This is a genomic window from Nocardia sp. NPDC055165 (assembly GCF_053606985.1).
Genome location: NZ_JBSGSS010000036.1, coordinates 1 through 15,290, shown reverse-complemented (window position 1 = coordinate 15,290; position 15,290 = coordinate 1). Strand labels below are relative to the sequence as shown.

The following is a 15,290-nucleotide window of genomic DNA, read 5'->3' as shown; positions in this document are numbered from 1 at the left end:
GTCGAACCTGATCGACCAGGTCGAAACCACCGAAAAGAACCGGCAGGAAAGACCTGCGGCACGCAGTGCCAATCGCCGAGCGTAGCGGATACGACGGGGTTGGTATGTGCGGTGAAATCGATGGAACCGGAAGGGGCTTCGGTGCGTCTAAGGACGTGAAGGAGTGCCATCTTCTTGGCACATTGGCCTCACACGGCGGAGCATGGCTCGGCTGTGGGCGTCTCACGAGCGGCGGGAACTCGCCAGCGTGAAATTGTGGGGCGGTGTCGTAGGCTATGCGGAATGACGGGGTGGCCGGGTGTCGGGAGGACTCGGAGCGGCCATGGGGTTGGAGCGGGGTCCGCCGGACGGTATGGCTCAGTGATCGGGAAAGACGGAGGATGCTCGTGCGGCGACGGTCTGCAGTGGTGACCACGGTGGTGTGTGGGGTACTCGCGGTGTCGGGGTGTTCCACCACCGAGAGCGGGAACGCACAGCCGAGTTCGGCTGACCCAGCGGCGGCTACCGCGGCACTGTGGGACCCGTGCAGTCAGATCCCGGACTCGATGTTGACCAGATTGGGGCTCGACGTGGCGTCGAAGCGATCCGGCATCCTCGGGGCAGAAGAGCCAGGCTGGAAGATCTGCGCGTGGGATGACGCTAACTACCCCTCCGGCTTTGGTATCGGTGTCTTTTCAACGATCCACACGGTCGACGAAGTGCGGGCGAAGTCGACAAACATCGAGTTCAAGGACGTCGTGATCGCAGGCCGCGACGGTGTGCAGTTCCGGCAAAGCCACTACGACGCTAACGAAGACTGCTCGATCGTCTTCCCGACGTCGACTGGATTCACGCAACTCGACATGCTCAACAGCGGCGTCAAAGAGAAGTCAGTGCCGCCATGCCAACGACTGCAACCGATCGCGGAAGCGATCGTCCCGCTCTTTCCCAAATAGAACTTTCGAAATCAGGGGGGGTGTCATGACTTCAGAAGACGAGAAGTCCCGCTGGCAGTATCTGAACGAAGAGGCGAAGGCAGGCCGCCTCTACCTCGACCCCTCGGTCGCGACAAGTTGTCGCGACGCAAGCAACAAGCAGATCGACCTCTTTGTCCAACTGAAGAACGACCTACAGTACGTCTCCTCGGTGTCTGGTCTCGGCCGGTTCAATGCAGCTGACGAGCTTGCAAAGATGCTCGGCATGAAGGCCATTGGCGGAGAGCGTGATTTCGACACCGCCTTCAAAGAGCACATCGAGGTGCTGACGTTGATCCGGGACACCATCGAAATCTCCGTGAAAAAGTACGAGGACCAGCAAATAGCCCAAGCGCAGGCAACAAACGCGTTGGGCAACGGCTACTGATCCACGTCTGCCGCTGACCGGTCGACCCGACAGGCAGTCACATCTGCTGCGGTGCCGCGATTCCCAACTGACCCAATCCGAGCTTCAGAGTGCGGGCACTCAACTGGCACAACGCGATTCGATTTGACCGGATCGGTTCGTCAGCCGCGAGGACAGGGCACGAGTCGTAGAAGCTGGTGTAGGCGCGGGCCAGTTCGTATAGATAGCCCGCCAGCCGGTGTGGCTCCAACGTGTCGGCCACCTCGGCGAGGACAGTGCTGTAGCCATCGAGGCACAGAGCGAGTTCCCGCTCCGCTGGTTCCATCGGCCCGCCGATATCCACGATCGCCGAGGTTGCGGCATCAGCTTTGCGCAGGATCGAACAAACCCGGGCGTGGGCGTACTGCAGGTAGACGCCGGTGTTGCCGTTGAGCGTGGTCATCCGGTCAGGGTCGAAGGTGTAGTCCTTGACCCTGGATGTCGACAGATCCGCGTACTTCACCGCACCGATTCCCGCCTGCTCGGCGATCGCGTCGAGCTCCGCCGACGACAGGTCCGGGTTCTTCTCGGCGACCACCACACGAGCACGCCCGACCGCTTCGTCGAGCAGGTCCATCAACCGAACCGTCCCGCCCGCACGGGTTTTGAACGGTTTGCCGTCCGGCCCGAGGATGGTGCCGTAAGCGACATGAGCAACTTCGATCGCCTCGGTGAGCCAGCCTGCCCGCCGTGCCGCTTCGAATACCAGCTGGAAATGCAGAGCCTGCCGCGAGTCGGTGACATACAGCAGCCGGTCGGCGTGCAGTGAGGCGATGCGGTACCGGATGGTGGCCAGGTCGGTGCTGTCGTAGCCGTAGCCACCGTCGCGTTTGCGGACCATCAGGACCGCCGGCTGATCATCGGGGCCTTTGACCTGTTCGGACAGTACGACGACCGCACCGTCACTCTCGACCGCGACGCCCTTGTCCAGCAGCTCGGTGACGGTATCAGCGAGCTTGTCGTTGTAGAACGACTCACCGAAGTAGTCGTCCGGAGTGAGCAGCACACCGAGCCGGTCGTAGATCGCACCAAACGCCTTCTCGGACTCCGCGACGATCTCCCGCCAACGGGACACCGTGTCAGGGTCACCGGCTTGCAGGGCAACCACACGAGTCCTGGCCCGGTCCGCAAAGCCTGAATCCGAGTCGAATTGTTTCCTGGCCGCCTTGTACAGGCTGTCGAGCGCCGACACCGAGCTGGTTTCCTTATCGAGTTCCTCTGTATGCCAGGAAGATTCGGGGTGCTCGTCGATGTATTGGATGAGCATGCCGAACTGTGTACCCCAGTCGCCCAGGTGGTTCGCACGGATGACATCGGCGCCGAGGAACCCGAAGACCCGGGCCAGGCTGTCACCGATGATGGTGGTCCGCAGGTGCCCGACGTGCATTTCCTTCGCGACGTTCGGCGCCGAGTAGTCGATGACGACCCGTTGCCCGTCTTCGGCGGTGGGGACGCCGAGCCGGTCATCGGCCAGGCGCGCTGCGACAGATTGCCACACCGCTGTATCGGCCAAGGTGATGTTCAAGAACCCTGGGCCTGACACTTGTACATCAGCGATCACACCATCCGCGAGATCGATCTGAGTGACGAGCTCAGCGCCGAGCTGCGTCGGCGGGATGCCGACCCGCTTCGCCAACGGCAGCGCGACATTGGATTGGAAGTCGGCGCGATCGGAACGTCGCACTACCGGGTCCGCATCCGCCGCTTCCGGACGGACTCGGACGATCGCCTCCGACACAGCGGCAGCGACACGTCCGAGCAGCGGCACAATACCGGCAGAGCTCACCTTGGGTTCCTTTCGCGTGGATGGTGAACTCATTGTCCCAAGCACATCAAGCGGAATATCGGCCGCGACTCAGCAGATCGCGCCTCCCTGCACTGGGCTTGGTAGGGCAGCAGGCTCGGTAGCAAGCACATGCCACCTACAGACGTACGCTGACCTGCGAAGACCAACGCATTTCAGGAAGGTGTGCTGATGACCGTCACTGCTGGCCGGTTCGCTGTCGGACTGATTGCCGCGGCCACATTGGCGTTGGCAGGATGCGACGGCAACCCGCCGACGACAACACCTCCGGGGTCGGTGTCGTCGACGACGGCGTCCGCGCCTTTGTCCGAGGGGCCCGCTGCGTCGACGTCGTCGACCCGCCTCCCAGAAGCCACCACCCCGGCCACTTCGGCTGAGTTGACACCGCACGCCTCACCAGCACCACCCGCATCCTCACCCGCGATCCAACAATCAGAGCCGACCTTCTTGTATTGCGAGAACGGCACCGCGATATACAGCGATCAGTCGTACGTAGTCGGGGATCCACGCTGTCCACAGCCCACCGCTAACGAAGACCCGCACGGTCGCGACTACCAGTGTGATGCGCAAGGAACCAACTGCACCTACCCCGATGGCTCTCCGGTCCCGGGTTATCGGCGGTGCGGCACACAGTGTGGTGAAGCACCGACTTCTGGTGAGGTTCAACGCAAGTGGATGGAATGCATCGCTGTGAAATCGGTGGAGCAATGTCGAGCGGAGCAGTGAGGAGTCGTCAATAAAGTCGCTGCGCCCGTTCCAGAGCCCATACATCTGGGACGAGGAAGTACAGCCAACAGACCTACGCCCCGCCGTGTATCCGCGAGACCGCATCTACTGTGACCAGACCCTCCGTACCCCACTCACGAAGCACCTTGATACTAGGGTTGACCATATGGAAAAACGCGTCCAGGTGAAGATCTGTGGTATCAGGTCCGAACTCGACCTCGCTGCGGCGTTGAGTGCTCGGCCCGATGCCGTGGGGTTCATCTCTGGCATCACGCACTTCAGCGAGGACGCGCTCACACCGGAGCAGGCCGCCGCCCTGTCCGCGCAGGTATCGAGCCGAGTCGGCGCACGCTCGGTGAAGCGTGTGCTGGTCACCCACCTCGAAGACGCTGACGCGATTTTGCAGCTTGCGCAGACGGTCGATGTCGAGGCTATCCAGGTGCACGGCTTGGTGAATCGAGCCAACTTGCGAAAGGTGTACGAGCACAGGGGCAATCGCGAGATCCTGCGGGCGGTTCATGTCACCGACGAGGGTGTGTTCTCCGCCGTCGAGGATGTCGCCAAGTATTGCGACGTTATCCTTCTGGACTCGCGCACGCCCAGCCGTCTCGGGGGAACCGGGCAGACACACGACTGGAACATCAGCAAGAAGATCGTCGAAGCGATGGCCGGGCGCAAGGATGTGGCATTGGCCGGTGGGCTCACCCCGGACAACGTCGGTAGGGCGATCGACCTTGTGCAGCCCTATGGTGTGGACGTCAACACCGGCGTCGACGACGCCGGCGGCAACAAGTCCAAGGCGGCATGTGCTGAATTCGTCAAAGCCGCGACCCGGGAGCTCGCCTCGACTTGTCATCCAGCACAACAGCACTGAGCACCAGCGCCCCGCCGATCACCGCACCCACTGTGATCGGCGTGTTCGTGAAGATCGCACTCACCACGGCCGCGAAAACGGCTTCGTTGAGTCCGATGATGCTCGCAGTTGTCGCGTCCAAGCCTCGTAGGCCCAACCAATAGAGGCAGAAACCCGGTCCGAGCAGTAGCGCCCCGACCAGGACGAGCGATCCGGCGGTCCGAGCGTCCGGTGGATCGGTCAGGATCAGTCCACCGCCGAGCACACTGGCCACCACCAACTGCCATCCCGCCGACGCGATCGTCGGTCGCTGTGCCGACTCCCGGGCGATGAGGCTGACCAGCAGCGCGACACACACCGCGCTACCGACCGCGAGGACACAGCCCAACAGCGCTCTGTCCATACCGATTTCAGCCGAGCTGCCGGGTACCGCCACTGCCACCGCGGCACCGACCAGCACGAACTCGACGCCGACGAGCACCGTCGGTCGGCGCCGCCCGCGCACTATCTCGGCGGCGAGCAACAGCAACGGCGCGATCAGGTGCAACGCCACCACCACGGGCAACGGTCCGCATTTCAACGCTGCGACGAACAGCAGCAAGTTGGCTGCCTCGAGCGCGCCCAATCGCACATAGAGGCCGGGCGATTCCAGCAGTGTTCGAATCGGGCCTTGGCGGCGTGCACCCGCGACGAGGAGCAAGGTCACTCCGCCCCCGGCGGCGACCAGCGCCGAGGAGGCGAGGGAACCCTCGAGCGCCGCCAGCGCGGCGCTCGACATGCCCCACACGAAGGTCGCCGCGAGCATGATCCACGGCGACGATCGGGTGAGCGATGACCGGACTGCGGTCAAAAAATGTAGGTCACGATAGGCAGCACCACAGCAGTGAACCCGCCGAAGACGCCCGCCGCAATAGCCCGCTGGGAGAAGTTGGGGAATCGGCTGGTCAGCCAGGCTAGTGTGCCGAACGCGAGCACGAAGGTGCCCCACACGATCAAGCCACCCGCGGCAGCACGCTCAGGGAGCGGGGCCTCCTCGGCCAGGCCGGCCTTCAACAGGGCTCCGAGCCCTACGATCGTCAATCCGGCGGCCGATGCCAGCACGAACATCGCGAAGCCCACATGGCTGTTCATCACCAGCCGGCGTGACCCCCATTCGGTCACCACCCGGCCATCGCTGTGGTGCGCGCCGTCGACCTGGCAGATCAGGTCGAAAACCCTGCCGGGGTTGACGGTTTCGGCGACCGCGGTTCGCGCGTGCACCATGGCCTCGACAGCCAGGGTCGTCGAGTATGCGGTGATGAACCCCTCGCTCGATGTCCGGAATCCGCCGCGACTCGGCAGTTGCTGAGTCATCACCTGCAAATCGAACAACGCGGTCAACGCAACCCGGACCGCCGGATGAAAGATCAGTGTGCCATCGGCGACCAGCACGGCACCGACTGCCGCATGCAGCCCGAGGTGGGTCCAGATGTGGGCGACATCGCCACGCAGGAAATGCTCGTCCCCGTTGCAGTTGGCACCGCTGGCGAGCCCGTCGAGCATCCGTTCGATCGCCAGCTCGGATGCCCGCCGCGCCCGCCTGCCGCCCACCGACGCGTACTCGGGACGGGCCAGCACCGTGGCGATGTGTGCCGCCGAGTACAGCGGTTCGGCGCGGACGTCGTCGGACAGCATCGTCAGCGCCAGAAAGGTCACGCCGCGCAGCGTCGCCCGCGCCACTTCCACGTCGTCGGCCGCGTACGGGGCGAGTGCGTGCATCGCGGCAGTCGTCGCGGTCAGGGACACGGGGCCGACCGATCCGGACATCCGATACCCGCCCGATTCGGCATCCTGTTCCTGGATCAACGTCCTGATGCACTCGCGGACGTCGGAATCGGCGTCGGCCACCCCGAGGCAGTGCATCGCCCGCAATTGCCACGCGATATCGATCGGCCCCGTGAACTCCCCCGCACCCGCGGTGGGCGGCACGATCATCTGCCGACGTACCAGATGCAGCACCTCGGCTGCCCGCGGAACGGGAATGCCTGCCGCGGTCAGCGCACACACCACCTCCGCGGTGTTCTGCGGATTCGGCGGCACATCATGGACCCAGCCCCAGCCTGCCCCGCCCGCGCCATCAGAGAACTGGTAACGCTCGAACCACTCGACCGCCAGTCTCATGCGTTCATCGAGATTGGACATGTCCCCACCTAACCGATCTGTGTCGAACCCATTCCAGCCCAGGTTCTTTCACCTACTAGATGCTCCCAGATGCCCATTGAGTTCACGAGCACCGTGGCGAACGACCTATGAACCCGCAGGTCCTGTCGGTGGGGCGGCGTAGTGTCACGCATATCGGCGTTGCGGGTGACCAACCGGAGGTTCGCGATGGACGTGCTGCTCGGGATCGGAACACGTAAGGGTTTGTTCTTGGCTCGTAGCCGGGATGGGCGGGCCAGTTGGACGGTGTCGCCGCCACAGTTCCCGGTGGCTGATGTGAAGGCGTTGGCGATTGATACCCGGCGCGGGACGCCACGGGTTCTTGCCGGGGTGTTGAACAGTCATTTCGGGCCCACATTGGTGGTCAGTGATGATCTCGGGGAGACGTGGAGCGAGCCGGATGACGCGCCACTGGCATTTCCCGAGGACACCGGGGCCGCGCTGGTCGGCGTGTGGCAGATTGCGCCTGCTACCGAGGCCGAGCCGGATGTGGTGTACGCAGGTGTCGAGCCGTCTGCCTTATTCCGGTCAACTGATCGTGGCCGGACGTTCGAGCTGGTCAGAGGGTTGTGGGACCATCCCCATCGGCCGCAGTGGGAACCGGGTGGTGGTGGGTTGGCCTTGCATACTGTGCTGCCGCATCCGGTCGATACGCAGCGGATGGCGGTGGCCATGTCCACCGGTGGGGTTTATCAGACTGCCGACGGTGGCGAATCGTGGACGCCGACGAACAAGGGGGTCACCGCGGACTTCATGCCCGGCCAGTTGCCGGAATGGGGGCAGTGCGTGCACAAGGTCGCTCTCGATGCCGAGTCGCCGAGCACTATGTATTTGCAGAACCACGGTGGGGTGTTCAGGAGCACCGATGCGGGTGTGAGCTGGCAGTCGATCGACGGTGGGTTACCGCCGTCGAATTTCGGCTTCCCGATCGTCGCGCATCCGCGTAAGCCGGGGGTGATCTACACCTTCCCACTGGTGGCGGATATGGATCGCTTCCGGTTTCCGCCCGATGCGGTCTGCGCGGTGTATCGCAGTGCGGACGGCGGCGAGACGTGGTCGAAGCTGAACGACGGCCTTCCCACGGTCCCGTTCTGGGCTGCGGTCATGCGCGATGCCATGTGCGCCGACGACGCCGACCCGACCGGCATCTATTTCGGCACTCGCAACGGCGAAGTGTATTGCAGCGCAGACGAAGGCGACCATTGGCGGCTCGTGGCCGACAAGCTGCCCGACGTGCTGTGCGTGCGCGCCGCGGTCATCGGATAGCGCGATGGCTCGCGTCTGCCTGCCCTCCATGCTCCGCACCTATGTCGACGGCGCCAAGGAACTCGATGTCGACGGTGCGACTCTGCAACAGGTCCTCGATGCGCTGCGCGAACGATCACCCGGTTTGGAGCGCCGTCTCCGCGATGAACGCGGGGTTTTGCGCCGGTACGTGAACTTCTATATCGACGGTGACGAATGCCGTCTTCTCGACGGCCAGGACACCGCTGTCGGCGCACGTACCGAGGTGATGATCATCCCGTCGGTTGCCGGCGGATGAGACCTATTCCATTGGGGTGCAATGAATCCTGCTACCGGTAATAGGGCGCTGGCTGCACCCAATGGAATCCCCGCGAAACAGCCGGAAACTGTGCCAGATCAACCTGGTCCAGCTGCATTCGTATCGGACGCCCACCGAGGATGCCCTCCAGAATCAGCCGATCCGATTGTGGCTGTACATAACTGAATGTCGCGAGCTTCCATTGGTGCGCCGTGTCTTTCGACAGCGTGAGGGTGTGCTGGTCGGTGTCGATTCGGGCGGGGAAGGAGACCAGTGAATCGTCCAGCCGCTGCACGGTCATGCCCTGGGGGATATCGAAGATGATGCGGCGGAATCGTTCGGTGGCGCTCGGCATTGTGCTGTTGGACGGTGATCGGCGGAAGTCGACCAGTGCGGGCACCTGCTCGCCCGCGATCGAGTACTCGGTGACGTTCCAGATGCCGTAGAGCGGCGACTTGGGCCGTGCGTTGCCATAGGTGTGCCAGCCGTCGTATGCCTCGACGGTCGTGGCACCGAGCAGCCACACTCCCATCAGCACCTGGGCTGCCAGCAGTATTCGGTTGCCACGCGCAGTGGACAGCAAGGGTGTCGACGTTCGAGCTACGACGGTGTGGCCGAGTAGGGCCCGAACGATCCGGATCACATCCGGTGCGGCCAATACTGTTGCGTACAAGAACAATTGCAGGGCGAACAGCTTCACCGGCACATCGAACGTGAGATTCATCAGGAGCACCTGCAACGCCACAATGACAGCAAGAACAGACCCGATCCCCGCGGTCACCGGCAGGATGAGAAGAAGCGCCGCAACGACTTCCGCCGCACCCAGTGCCATCTCATACGGCTCCGACAGCGACGACTGCGCCCACAGCACCGCCATCGGGCTCATCTGACCGAACGGTTCGACCAGTCGCTCGAGATTGAACGACATCTGCGACGGCAGCACCTTGATCATCCCGTACAGCACAAGGGCGCTCGCCAGGGAGATTCGCAACAGCAACCGGAACCACTCGTACAGTCGCGTGTAGTTCGGGCGGCGCCGGTCGAGGACCGACCAGGCGGCGGTCACCGGCACGGCAACCAGGAGCAGGGTGAAAACAGCCACCCATTTCGCCGCTGTGTCTCCGCTACCGGTGACCGTGTAATCGATGGGTACACCGAAGATCTGGGTGCCGACCCAATCGGTGAGCGGATGCAACGCCGTCCATTCGGCGACCTCGCTCACCATCTCCTGTGGCACACCGAGGGTGCGCAGCAGCGCGTGCAGCAGCCACACCCCCGCCATCCCGATACCGACAACGATGAACCCGAACCGGAAGAGCACGCGGACCGCCGGATGCCACCGCTCCACGGCCTCCCGCTCGATGCCATCGACCTCGGGCTCCCGCTGAGCCAACACCCCTGTAACCATCCGTCACTCCTACGGTCGAAAGCCGTGCGGGTGAGACGCTATGGCAGCAGGCGTGACTCGGAAATCCAGCAAAGTCGTTGCCCCGAGCATTCGGGTCAGGCGTCAATTCACAACGGTCCACACATTGGTGTCCGGTCCCTCACCGAGGCAGAACATCTCCTCACCGTCGGGCGATGTCGCAACACCCGAGCCCACCTCGCAGGGAGCACCCGGAGTGCGAGTACCGAGCAGGGGCACTGATTGCACCCATTTCGCGCTCGGGCCCCCGGCTTTGGTGCATTTGAGGGTGCTTCCGTCAGCCGCGGTGGCGTAGTCGTCGCCGGGCGGGGTGCACGCGACACCGACTGCGGGTGTCGTCTCCTTCGGTGTGGGCACCGTGGTAGGCACTGCTGTAGTGGAGCTTTCGGGCGCGAGCTCCGGCGTCGTGGCGGGAAGTGGAGCGGCGGCCGAGGGCGTAGTGGTCGCGGTGGCGGGTGCCAGGGCGGTGACGGGTGCCGGAGCGGTCGCGAGCGCAATGGTGACTTTCGCCGGTGCCGGGGTGACGAAGCGCGGCGCGTCCATCGGGGCGCTTTCGTCCTGGGCCAGCGGAACGAACTGCAGCGCGACGATTTCGGATAATGCCGCGGACGCGGCGGCTGGTGTAGTCGGCGAATCGACGCTCCCGCACCCGGTTACACCGGCCAGAACGGCCAAGACGGCGACAGGTGCCAGATGACGTTGCATGAACAGAATCCCCTCGTACGGAAGCGAACCGGACAGCTTGGCACGACGGAGCACACGGCTGGAAATACGTCGATCGCATGACCGCGGTCGGGCCGAGGCTCGCGGCAGTGCAACAGATCAGCAGGCAAGCCCGCCCCCAGCGCGGGCGCCGATCCACATGCCTGCACAGCCGATGTCAACTATGTTGATACTCAACGCATTACGGCTCCATCAGCTGCGCGGCGCCGGCATCCGGAGGGGGATCGATGCCGAATATTCATCGCGAGCGGGTAGCACGGTGGGCGGAGCGCACACTCGCCGAACAACGACAGTTGACACCGGGGCAGCGTCGGTTCCTGGCAGGGCTGCTCACTGTGCGTGGCTGGCATCTGCTCGTGGACAGCGGTTCGCCCGTGCCCGATCGGATCGCGGCGTACGCGCTGGGGCGCACGGGGGTTTTCGCACTCGTGTTCACCGAAGCGCTGCCCAGCTCGGCCGAGGTCCTGAAGATCCGCGGCGAGGCCGAACGGACCTTCGCCAGGCTCGTTGTCGGCGGGGCCCAGTTCGTACCGCATTCTGTCGATGTCGTGCTGCTCATGCCGCGCGGCGCGCGGGCTACCTCGGACGGCCGCTATCTCGTCGTCGACGAGGCCGGTTTCGTCGAGACGCTGGCCCGTCGTGAGAAGCGGATGCGCGCTGAACGGGTCAGCGAGCTCGCGGCGACCGCTGCGGAGAAGCTCCCCACGCATCGCTACCTCTGTGCCGATGATGCCCCCGAGGCCGAAACCATCGACGCCGGTGGCCTATTCGACCAGGAGGACCTCCGCGAGGACGCGAGATCCTCCGCGCTTGCCAGACCGTTCAGCGACTGGATGACGTTCCTCGACCCCGATCAGGTGCCGCTCGTCCACGCCACCTTCACCGGCCCTGCCCGGTTCAGCGGTCCGGCGGGCACCGGAAAGTCGGTCGTCGCGTTGCAGCGCATGGCGCACTTCGCCAAGCGCAACCCTGGGCGACTGCTCTTCACGACATTCGTCAAGAGCCTGCCCGCCTACCATGAGCGAGGCTTCGCGCAGATCGCGCCACACGCCGCCGGGCGCGCCGAGTTCACCGGGCTGCATGCGTGGGCGATGGCGTTCCTGGACCGCCGTGATGTCGCATTCCGGTTGAACGACAAAGCCGTCGATGCCGCGTTCGCCAAGTCGTGGCAAGGTGCCCGCGGCGTGTTGGGGCGGGTCGAGGGCACCGACCACGGCTACTGGCAGGACGAGATCAATCGGGTCATCAAGGGCCGCGGGATCACCGATCTGGAGTCGTACAAGCGCGTGCAGCGGGTGGGTCGCGAGGGAATCAGCCTGCGGTCGACCCGCCGTCAATTCGTCTGGGAGCACTGGTATCAGCCCTACCAGGAAGTCCTGGACGCGCGGCATGCCCACGACTTCAACGATGTCATCTCCCTCGCCGTCGACGAACTTCGAGCCCGCCCACTCGACAGCACCGAGGCGTACGCCATGGTCGTCGTCGACGAAGTGCAGGACTTCACACTTCGGCAACTGCAGCTGGTGCACCAGATAGCGGGCGGCGGACCCGACGCACAGCTGCTGCTGGTCGGCGACGGACAGCAGCAGGTCTACGCCGGGGGTTGCACCCTGTCCGAGGCCGGGATCCCGCTCGCCGGTGGGCGCGGTCGCGTGCTGCGGAAGAACTACCGCAATCGTGAAGCGGTGCTGCGGTATTCACAACGTATCGAGGCGGGCAACACCGTCGATGATCTCGATGGCGGGGCCGGTGTCATCCTTCGTGACAGCGATCCCACGCTGCCGGACGGTCGGGCAGCCGACGTTCACATCCCCCGTCGCGACATCGACGGGCTACTCCCCCGCGCGCTCCGTGACGCACACCTGCCGCCGGGGGCCGAGATCGCCGTGATCGTCAACTGGCCGAGCGAGGTCACGCGATACCTGCGGGTGCTGCGCCGGGCGGGCATCAAGGCTGTCTCGCTGGAGAACTACGACGGCTCGCAGGTCGAACCGGTCAAAGTCGGCACGGTACGCCGCGCGAAAGGGATGGACTTCGCCGCCGTCTTTCATATCACCGAGGAACCACCGACCGACCTGGACGCGCTGTCCGGCGGCGCCAGGGACCGAGCCGAGATGCTCGCCAGACAGCTACTCGTCGCCACCAGCCGCGCCCGCGACTATCTCTGGGTCGCCTACCTGTCGGACTGAACTGGGAGGATCAGAACTGTGTACGACAACCCGCGCGCGTGGCTCATCCGGTCGGGCCGTGACGGCCAGCGCGAACACCGCGCGCTCGACGAGGGCCTGGCCATCGTCGGCTGGGACGAAATGGGCGACCTCAGCCGCTATCGAACCTGGGAAGAGCTCAAGGCAGCACTGCGCGAGAAGTATCCCCTCGCTACCCCCAATGTGGTCGGCAACTGGGCTGGGCAACTCTGGAAATTCGGCACCGACATCGCGAACGACGACCTGGTTGTCATGCCGCTGAAGCTGCAAACCGGCTATGTCGCGATCGGGCGGGTGGTCGGCCAGTACGAGTATCGCGAGGCCGAGCCCGAGGAATTCCGCCAGGTCAGGAAGGTCGACTGGCTGCGAACCGACATCGTGTGGGAGGCGTTGCGGCCCGACCTGCGCGCCAGTCTCGGTTCGTTGCTCACCGCCTGCGGAATCCACCGCAATCATGCGGCCGCTCGCATCGCCCATCTGGCCGAGTTCGGGACGGATCCCGGATTCGACAGTGACGAGGTGGCCACCGATTCGGTCCAGCTACTCGCCGAGGCGAGTTCCCATGCTGCGGGCAATCCCCGTCAACTCACCATCCGCAGTCTGCTCGAGCACTGGCAGTTCGAGCGGCGTACCGCGGCGGCGATCGAGGTGATCAAATCCGCCCTCGCCGAGAACGGGCTCACCACCCGGCCGCCGTTCACCGAGGGTGCGCTCAGCGACATCGTCACCATCGTGCCGCTCGATGCCGAGCCCGACACGGTTGCCGATCTCGCGGCGGACAGCGAAGTCCGGCAACGGGATTCCAGCGCGGTGGAGAACGTCTCCGACCCGGAACCGATGACCCGTCGGCTGGGGGATCTGCCCGCGACGCTGACGTCGGTGCCCTCGCATGTGAACCTGACCGTCGCGAAGACGACCATGGTGCGTCATCAGTTCTCGCAACTCGCCGTCATCGATCAGGACGGGACCTATCACGGCGCGATCACCTGGGAATCGATCGGCCGAGCCCATATCTCCGGTGACCACCCGACCCTGGCCGAAGCGACCGTGCCCGCCGTCGTCGTCGACCACGACGCTCCGCTGCTCGACCAGATCGACGCCATCTACGACAACGGATTCATCTTCGTGCGCAGCCCTGACCGCGCGCGCGTGACAGGCATCCTCACCGCATCGGATCTCACCCACCAATTCGGCATGCTGGCAAAGCCTTTCGTGCTGATCGAGGAGGCAGAGAACCGGCTGCGCCGCGCCGCCAACGATCATCTCGATCCCGACGACATCAAAGCCGCGGCCCCCAAGAACAGGCGCGCCCACACCACCGAAGCGGCGCACCTGACCTTCGGTGGCTATGTGTACCTACTGCGCGACCCGGTTCGCTGGCGCAAGCTCGGCTGGCGCCTCGATCACAGTCAGGTCCTGGAGCTGGTGGAGCAGGTGCGCGATGTACGGAACGAGTTGATGCACTTCGCCACTGATCCGCTGTCGGCGGGGCAGGAAGCCGCGGTGCACGGTCTGCTGCAACTCCTGCGCACCGCCGAACCCAATCCCTGAGCACAGGGGTGCGGCCGCTACCCGCTGACGGAGAACGGGAATATCGGCAGTTTCGCCAGTTGTTCTCCGGGCTTCATGACGAACGAACGTCCGGTGCAGTCGCCGTTCTCCCAGAACGTCTGCGGGACACTGCCGCCGTTGACCACCGAGCCGGCGCCCCGCGGGCCGAGACTGGCGACGCCCAACTCCAGGCAGCTCTCCGGTCCGATCGAGGGCACCTCACCGTGCGGTAGCGAGTGAAGCAAGTCTTTGAAGTCGGGCATGTCCCACCAACAGACCGTGCCGGCGGGGCATGGCTGCGTCAGCAGAGCTGTCGGCGTGCGCGCCGAGATCGTCGCACTCACAGTCGGTTTCACTGCGGTAGGTACGACCGCCGTGGTGACATCGACCGGCGCGGCCGGTTGGGCGACCGACGTCACGGCACCGCCTTTCACCGGCGCATCTCCGCTGGCGTCGGGTTGAAACGCCATGAAGACCAGTGCTGCGCCGACGACCCCCGCGACGAGAAACCCACCGGCCACCACCAATTGCACGGTCCGGCGCTTCTCCTTCGTGCCCTTGCTGCTCACCTCGGCGTCACGTCGCCACACACCGAAGTTGGTACTGGAACGCACTTGGCGGGTGTACGACTCGTTCTGCGTGCTGCGATTCTGCGCATCGAGGCTGGCACGACCATGGACGTGCGCCTTCGGCTCGCCCTCGTTGGGCGGGAGTTCTGCACTCACACGCACAGGCTAGTCCCAGACGGCCAGACAGGTTGGGAGAAGCCAAGATTGACCGAACTGCGGGGATGGCCGGCTGGAAAACGCAAAAAGGCCCTCCAACCGAAGTTGGAGGGCCTTTCGCAAAGATGTTCCGGCAGTGTCCTACTCTCCCACACCCTGTCGAGTGCAGTACCA

The 15,290-nt window shown here is 64.6% G+C and carries 14 protein-coding genes; 8 read left to right on the top strand and 6 right to left on the bottom strand.

Annotated features, from left to right (window positions below; translation table 11 throughout):
* The first annotated feature begins 407 nt into the window (after window positions 1–407).
* Window positions 408–935, top strand: a complete 528-nt coding sequence (locus tag ACWFRF_RS34615) for a DUF3558 domain-containing protein (protein WP_452454326.1) — start codon at window positions 408–410, stop codon at window positions 933–935.
* Window positions 936–960: 25 nt separating this feature from the next.
* Complete coding sequence (locus ACWFRF_RS34610) at window positions 961–1,341, top strand: hypothetical protein (RefSeq protein ID WP_378992426.1); 381 nt, start codon at window positions 961–963, stop codon at window positions 1,339–1,341.
* Between the two features lie 37 nt (window positions 1,342–1,378).
* On the opposite strand, the gene argS is transcribed toward ACWFRF_RS34610, so the two are convergent.
* Window positions 1,379–3,145 (bottom strand): arginine--tRNA ligase, encoded by a 1,767-nt coding sequence (gene argS, locus ACWFRF_RS34605; protein WP_452454323.1) that lies wholly within the window; start codon window positions 3,143–3,145, stop codon window positions 1,379–1,381.
* Window positions 3,146–3,399: 254 nt separating this feature from the next.
* Between argS and ACWFRF_RS34600 the strand changes: the two genes are divergently transcribed.
* The gene (locus tag ACWFRF_RS34600) at window positions 3,400–3,540 is read left to right on the top strand and encodes a hypothetical protein (RefSeq protein WP_452454321.1); all 141 of its coding nucleotides are present in this window, start codon (window positions 3,400–3,402) and stop codon (window positions 3,538–3,540) included.
* 515 nt (window positions 3,541–4,055) lie between these two features.
* The gene (locus tag ACWFRF_RS34595) at window positions 4,056–4,763 is read left to right on the top strand and encodes a phosphoribosylanthranilate isomerase (protein WP_301905715.1); all 708 of its coding nucleotides are present in this window, start codon (window positions 4,056–4,058) and stop codon (window positions 4,761–4,763) included.
* Here ACWFRF_RS34595 and ACWFRF_RS34590 read toward each other — a convergent pair.
* Both ACWFRF_RS34590 and ACWFRF_RS34585 read right to left on the bottom strand, forming a co-directional pair.
* Complete coding sequence (locus tag ACWFRF_RS34590) at window positions 4,708–5,592, bottom strand: EamA family transporter (protein ID WP_378992423.1); 885 nt, start codon at window positions 5,590–5,592, stop codon at window positions 4,708–4,710. The two genes, ACWFRF_RS34595 and ACWFRF_RS34590, sit on opposite strands and share 56 nt — an antisense overlap.
* A complete protein-coding gene (locus ACWFRF_RS34585; RefSeq protein ID WP_452454318.1) occupies window positions 5,589–6,923 on the bottom strand; it encodes a hypothetical protein in 1,335 nt (444 codons plus the stop codon). The genes ACWFRF_RS34590 and ACWFRF_RS34585 overlap by 4 nt, the downstream gene beginning before the upstream one ends.
* 186 nt (window positions 6,924–7,109) lie before the next feature.
* Here ACWFRF_RS34585 and ACWFRF_RS34580 point away from each other — a divergent pair, with 186 nt between their 5' ends.
* The gene (locus ACWFRF_RS34580; protein ID WP_452454316.1) at window positions 7,110–8,207 is read left to right on the top strand and encodes an exo-alpha-sialidase; all 1,098 of its coding nucleotides are present in this window, start codon (window positions 7,110–7,112) and stop codon (window positions 8,205–8,207) included.
* 4 nt (window positions 8,208–8,211) lie between these two features.
* A complete protein-coding gene (locus ACWFRF_RS34575) occupies window positions 8,212–8,484 on the top strand; it encodes a MoaD/ThiS family protein (RefSeq protein ID WP_378636379.1) in 273 nt (90 codons plus the stop codon).
* A 31-nt stretch (window positions 8,485–8,515) separates the two neighbouring features.
* Here ACWFRF_RS34575 and ACWFRF_RS34570 read toward each other — a convergent pair whose 3' ends face one another.
* Both ACWFRF_RS34570 and ACWFRF_RS34565 read right to left on the bottom strand, forming a co-directional pair.
* Window positions 8,516–9,892: a hypothetical protein gene (locus ACWFRF_RS34570; protein WP_452454314.1), complete on the bottom strand. Its 1,377-nt coding sequence runs from the start codon at window positions 9,890–9,892 to the stop codon at window positions 8,516–8,518.
* 102 nt (window positions 9,893–9,994) lie between these two features.
* Complete coding sequence (locus ACWFRF_RS34565; RefSeq protein WP_452454312.1) at window positions 9,995–10,615, bottom strand: hypothetical protein; 621 nt, start codon at window positions 10,613–10,615, stop codon at window positions 9,995–9,997.
* Between the two features lie 245 nt (window positions 10,616–10,860).
* Between ACWFRF_RS34565 and ACWFRF_RS34560 the strand changes: the two genes are divergently transcribed.
* Complete coding sequence (locus tag ACWFRF_RS34560) at window positions 10,861–12,822, top strand: UvrD-helicase domain-containing protein (RefSeq protein WP_378992415.1); 1,962 nt, start codon at window positions 10,861–10,863, stop codon at window positions 12,820–12,822.
* Between the two features lie 18 nt (window positions 12,823–12,840).
* Window positions 12,841–14,391: a hypothetical protein gene (locus ACWFRF_RS34555; protein WP_452454311.1), complete on the top strand. Its 1,551-nt coding sequence runs from the start codon at window positions 12,841–12,843 to the stop codon at window positions 14,389–14,391.
* Between the two features lie 17 nt (window positions 14,392–14,408).
* On the opposite strand, the gene ACWFRF_RS34550 is transcribed toward ACWFRF_RS34555, so the two are convergent.
* Window positions 14,409–15,116: a peptidase inhibitor family I36 protein gene (locus tag ACWFRF_RS34550; protein ID WP_452454309.1), complete on the bottom strand. Its 708-nt coding sequence runs from the start codon at window positions 15,114–15,116 to the stop codon at window positions 14,409–14,411.
* Window positions 15,117–15,290: the final 174 nt, after the last annotated feature.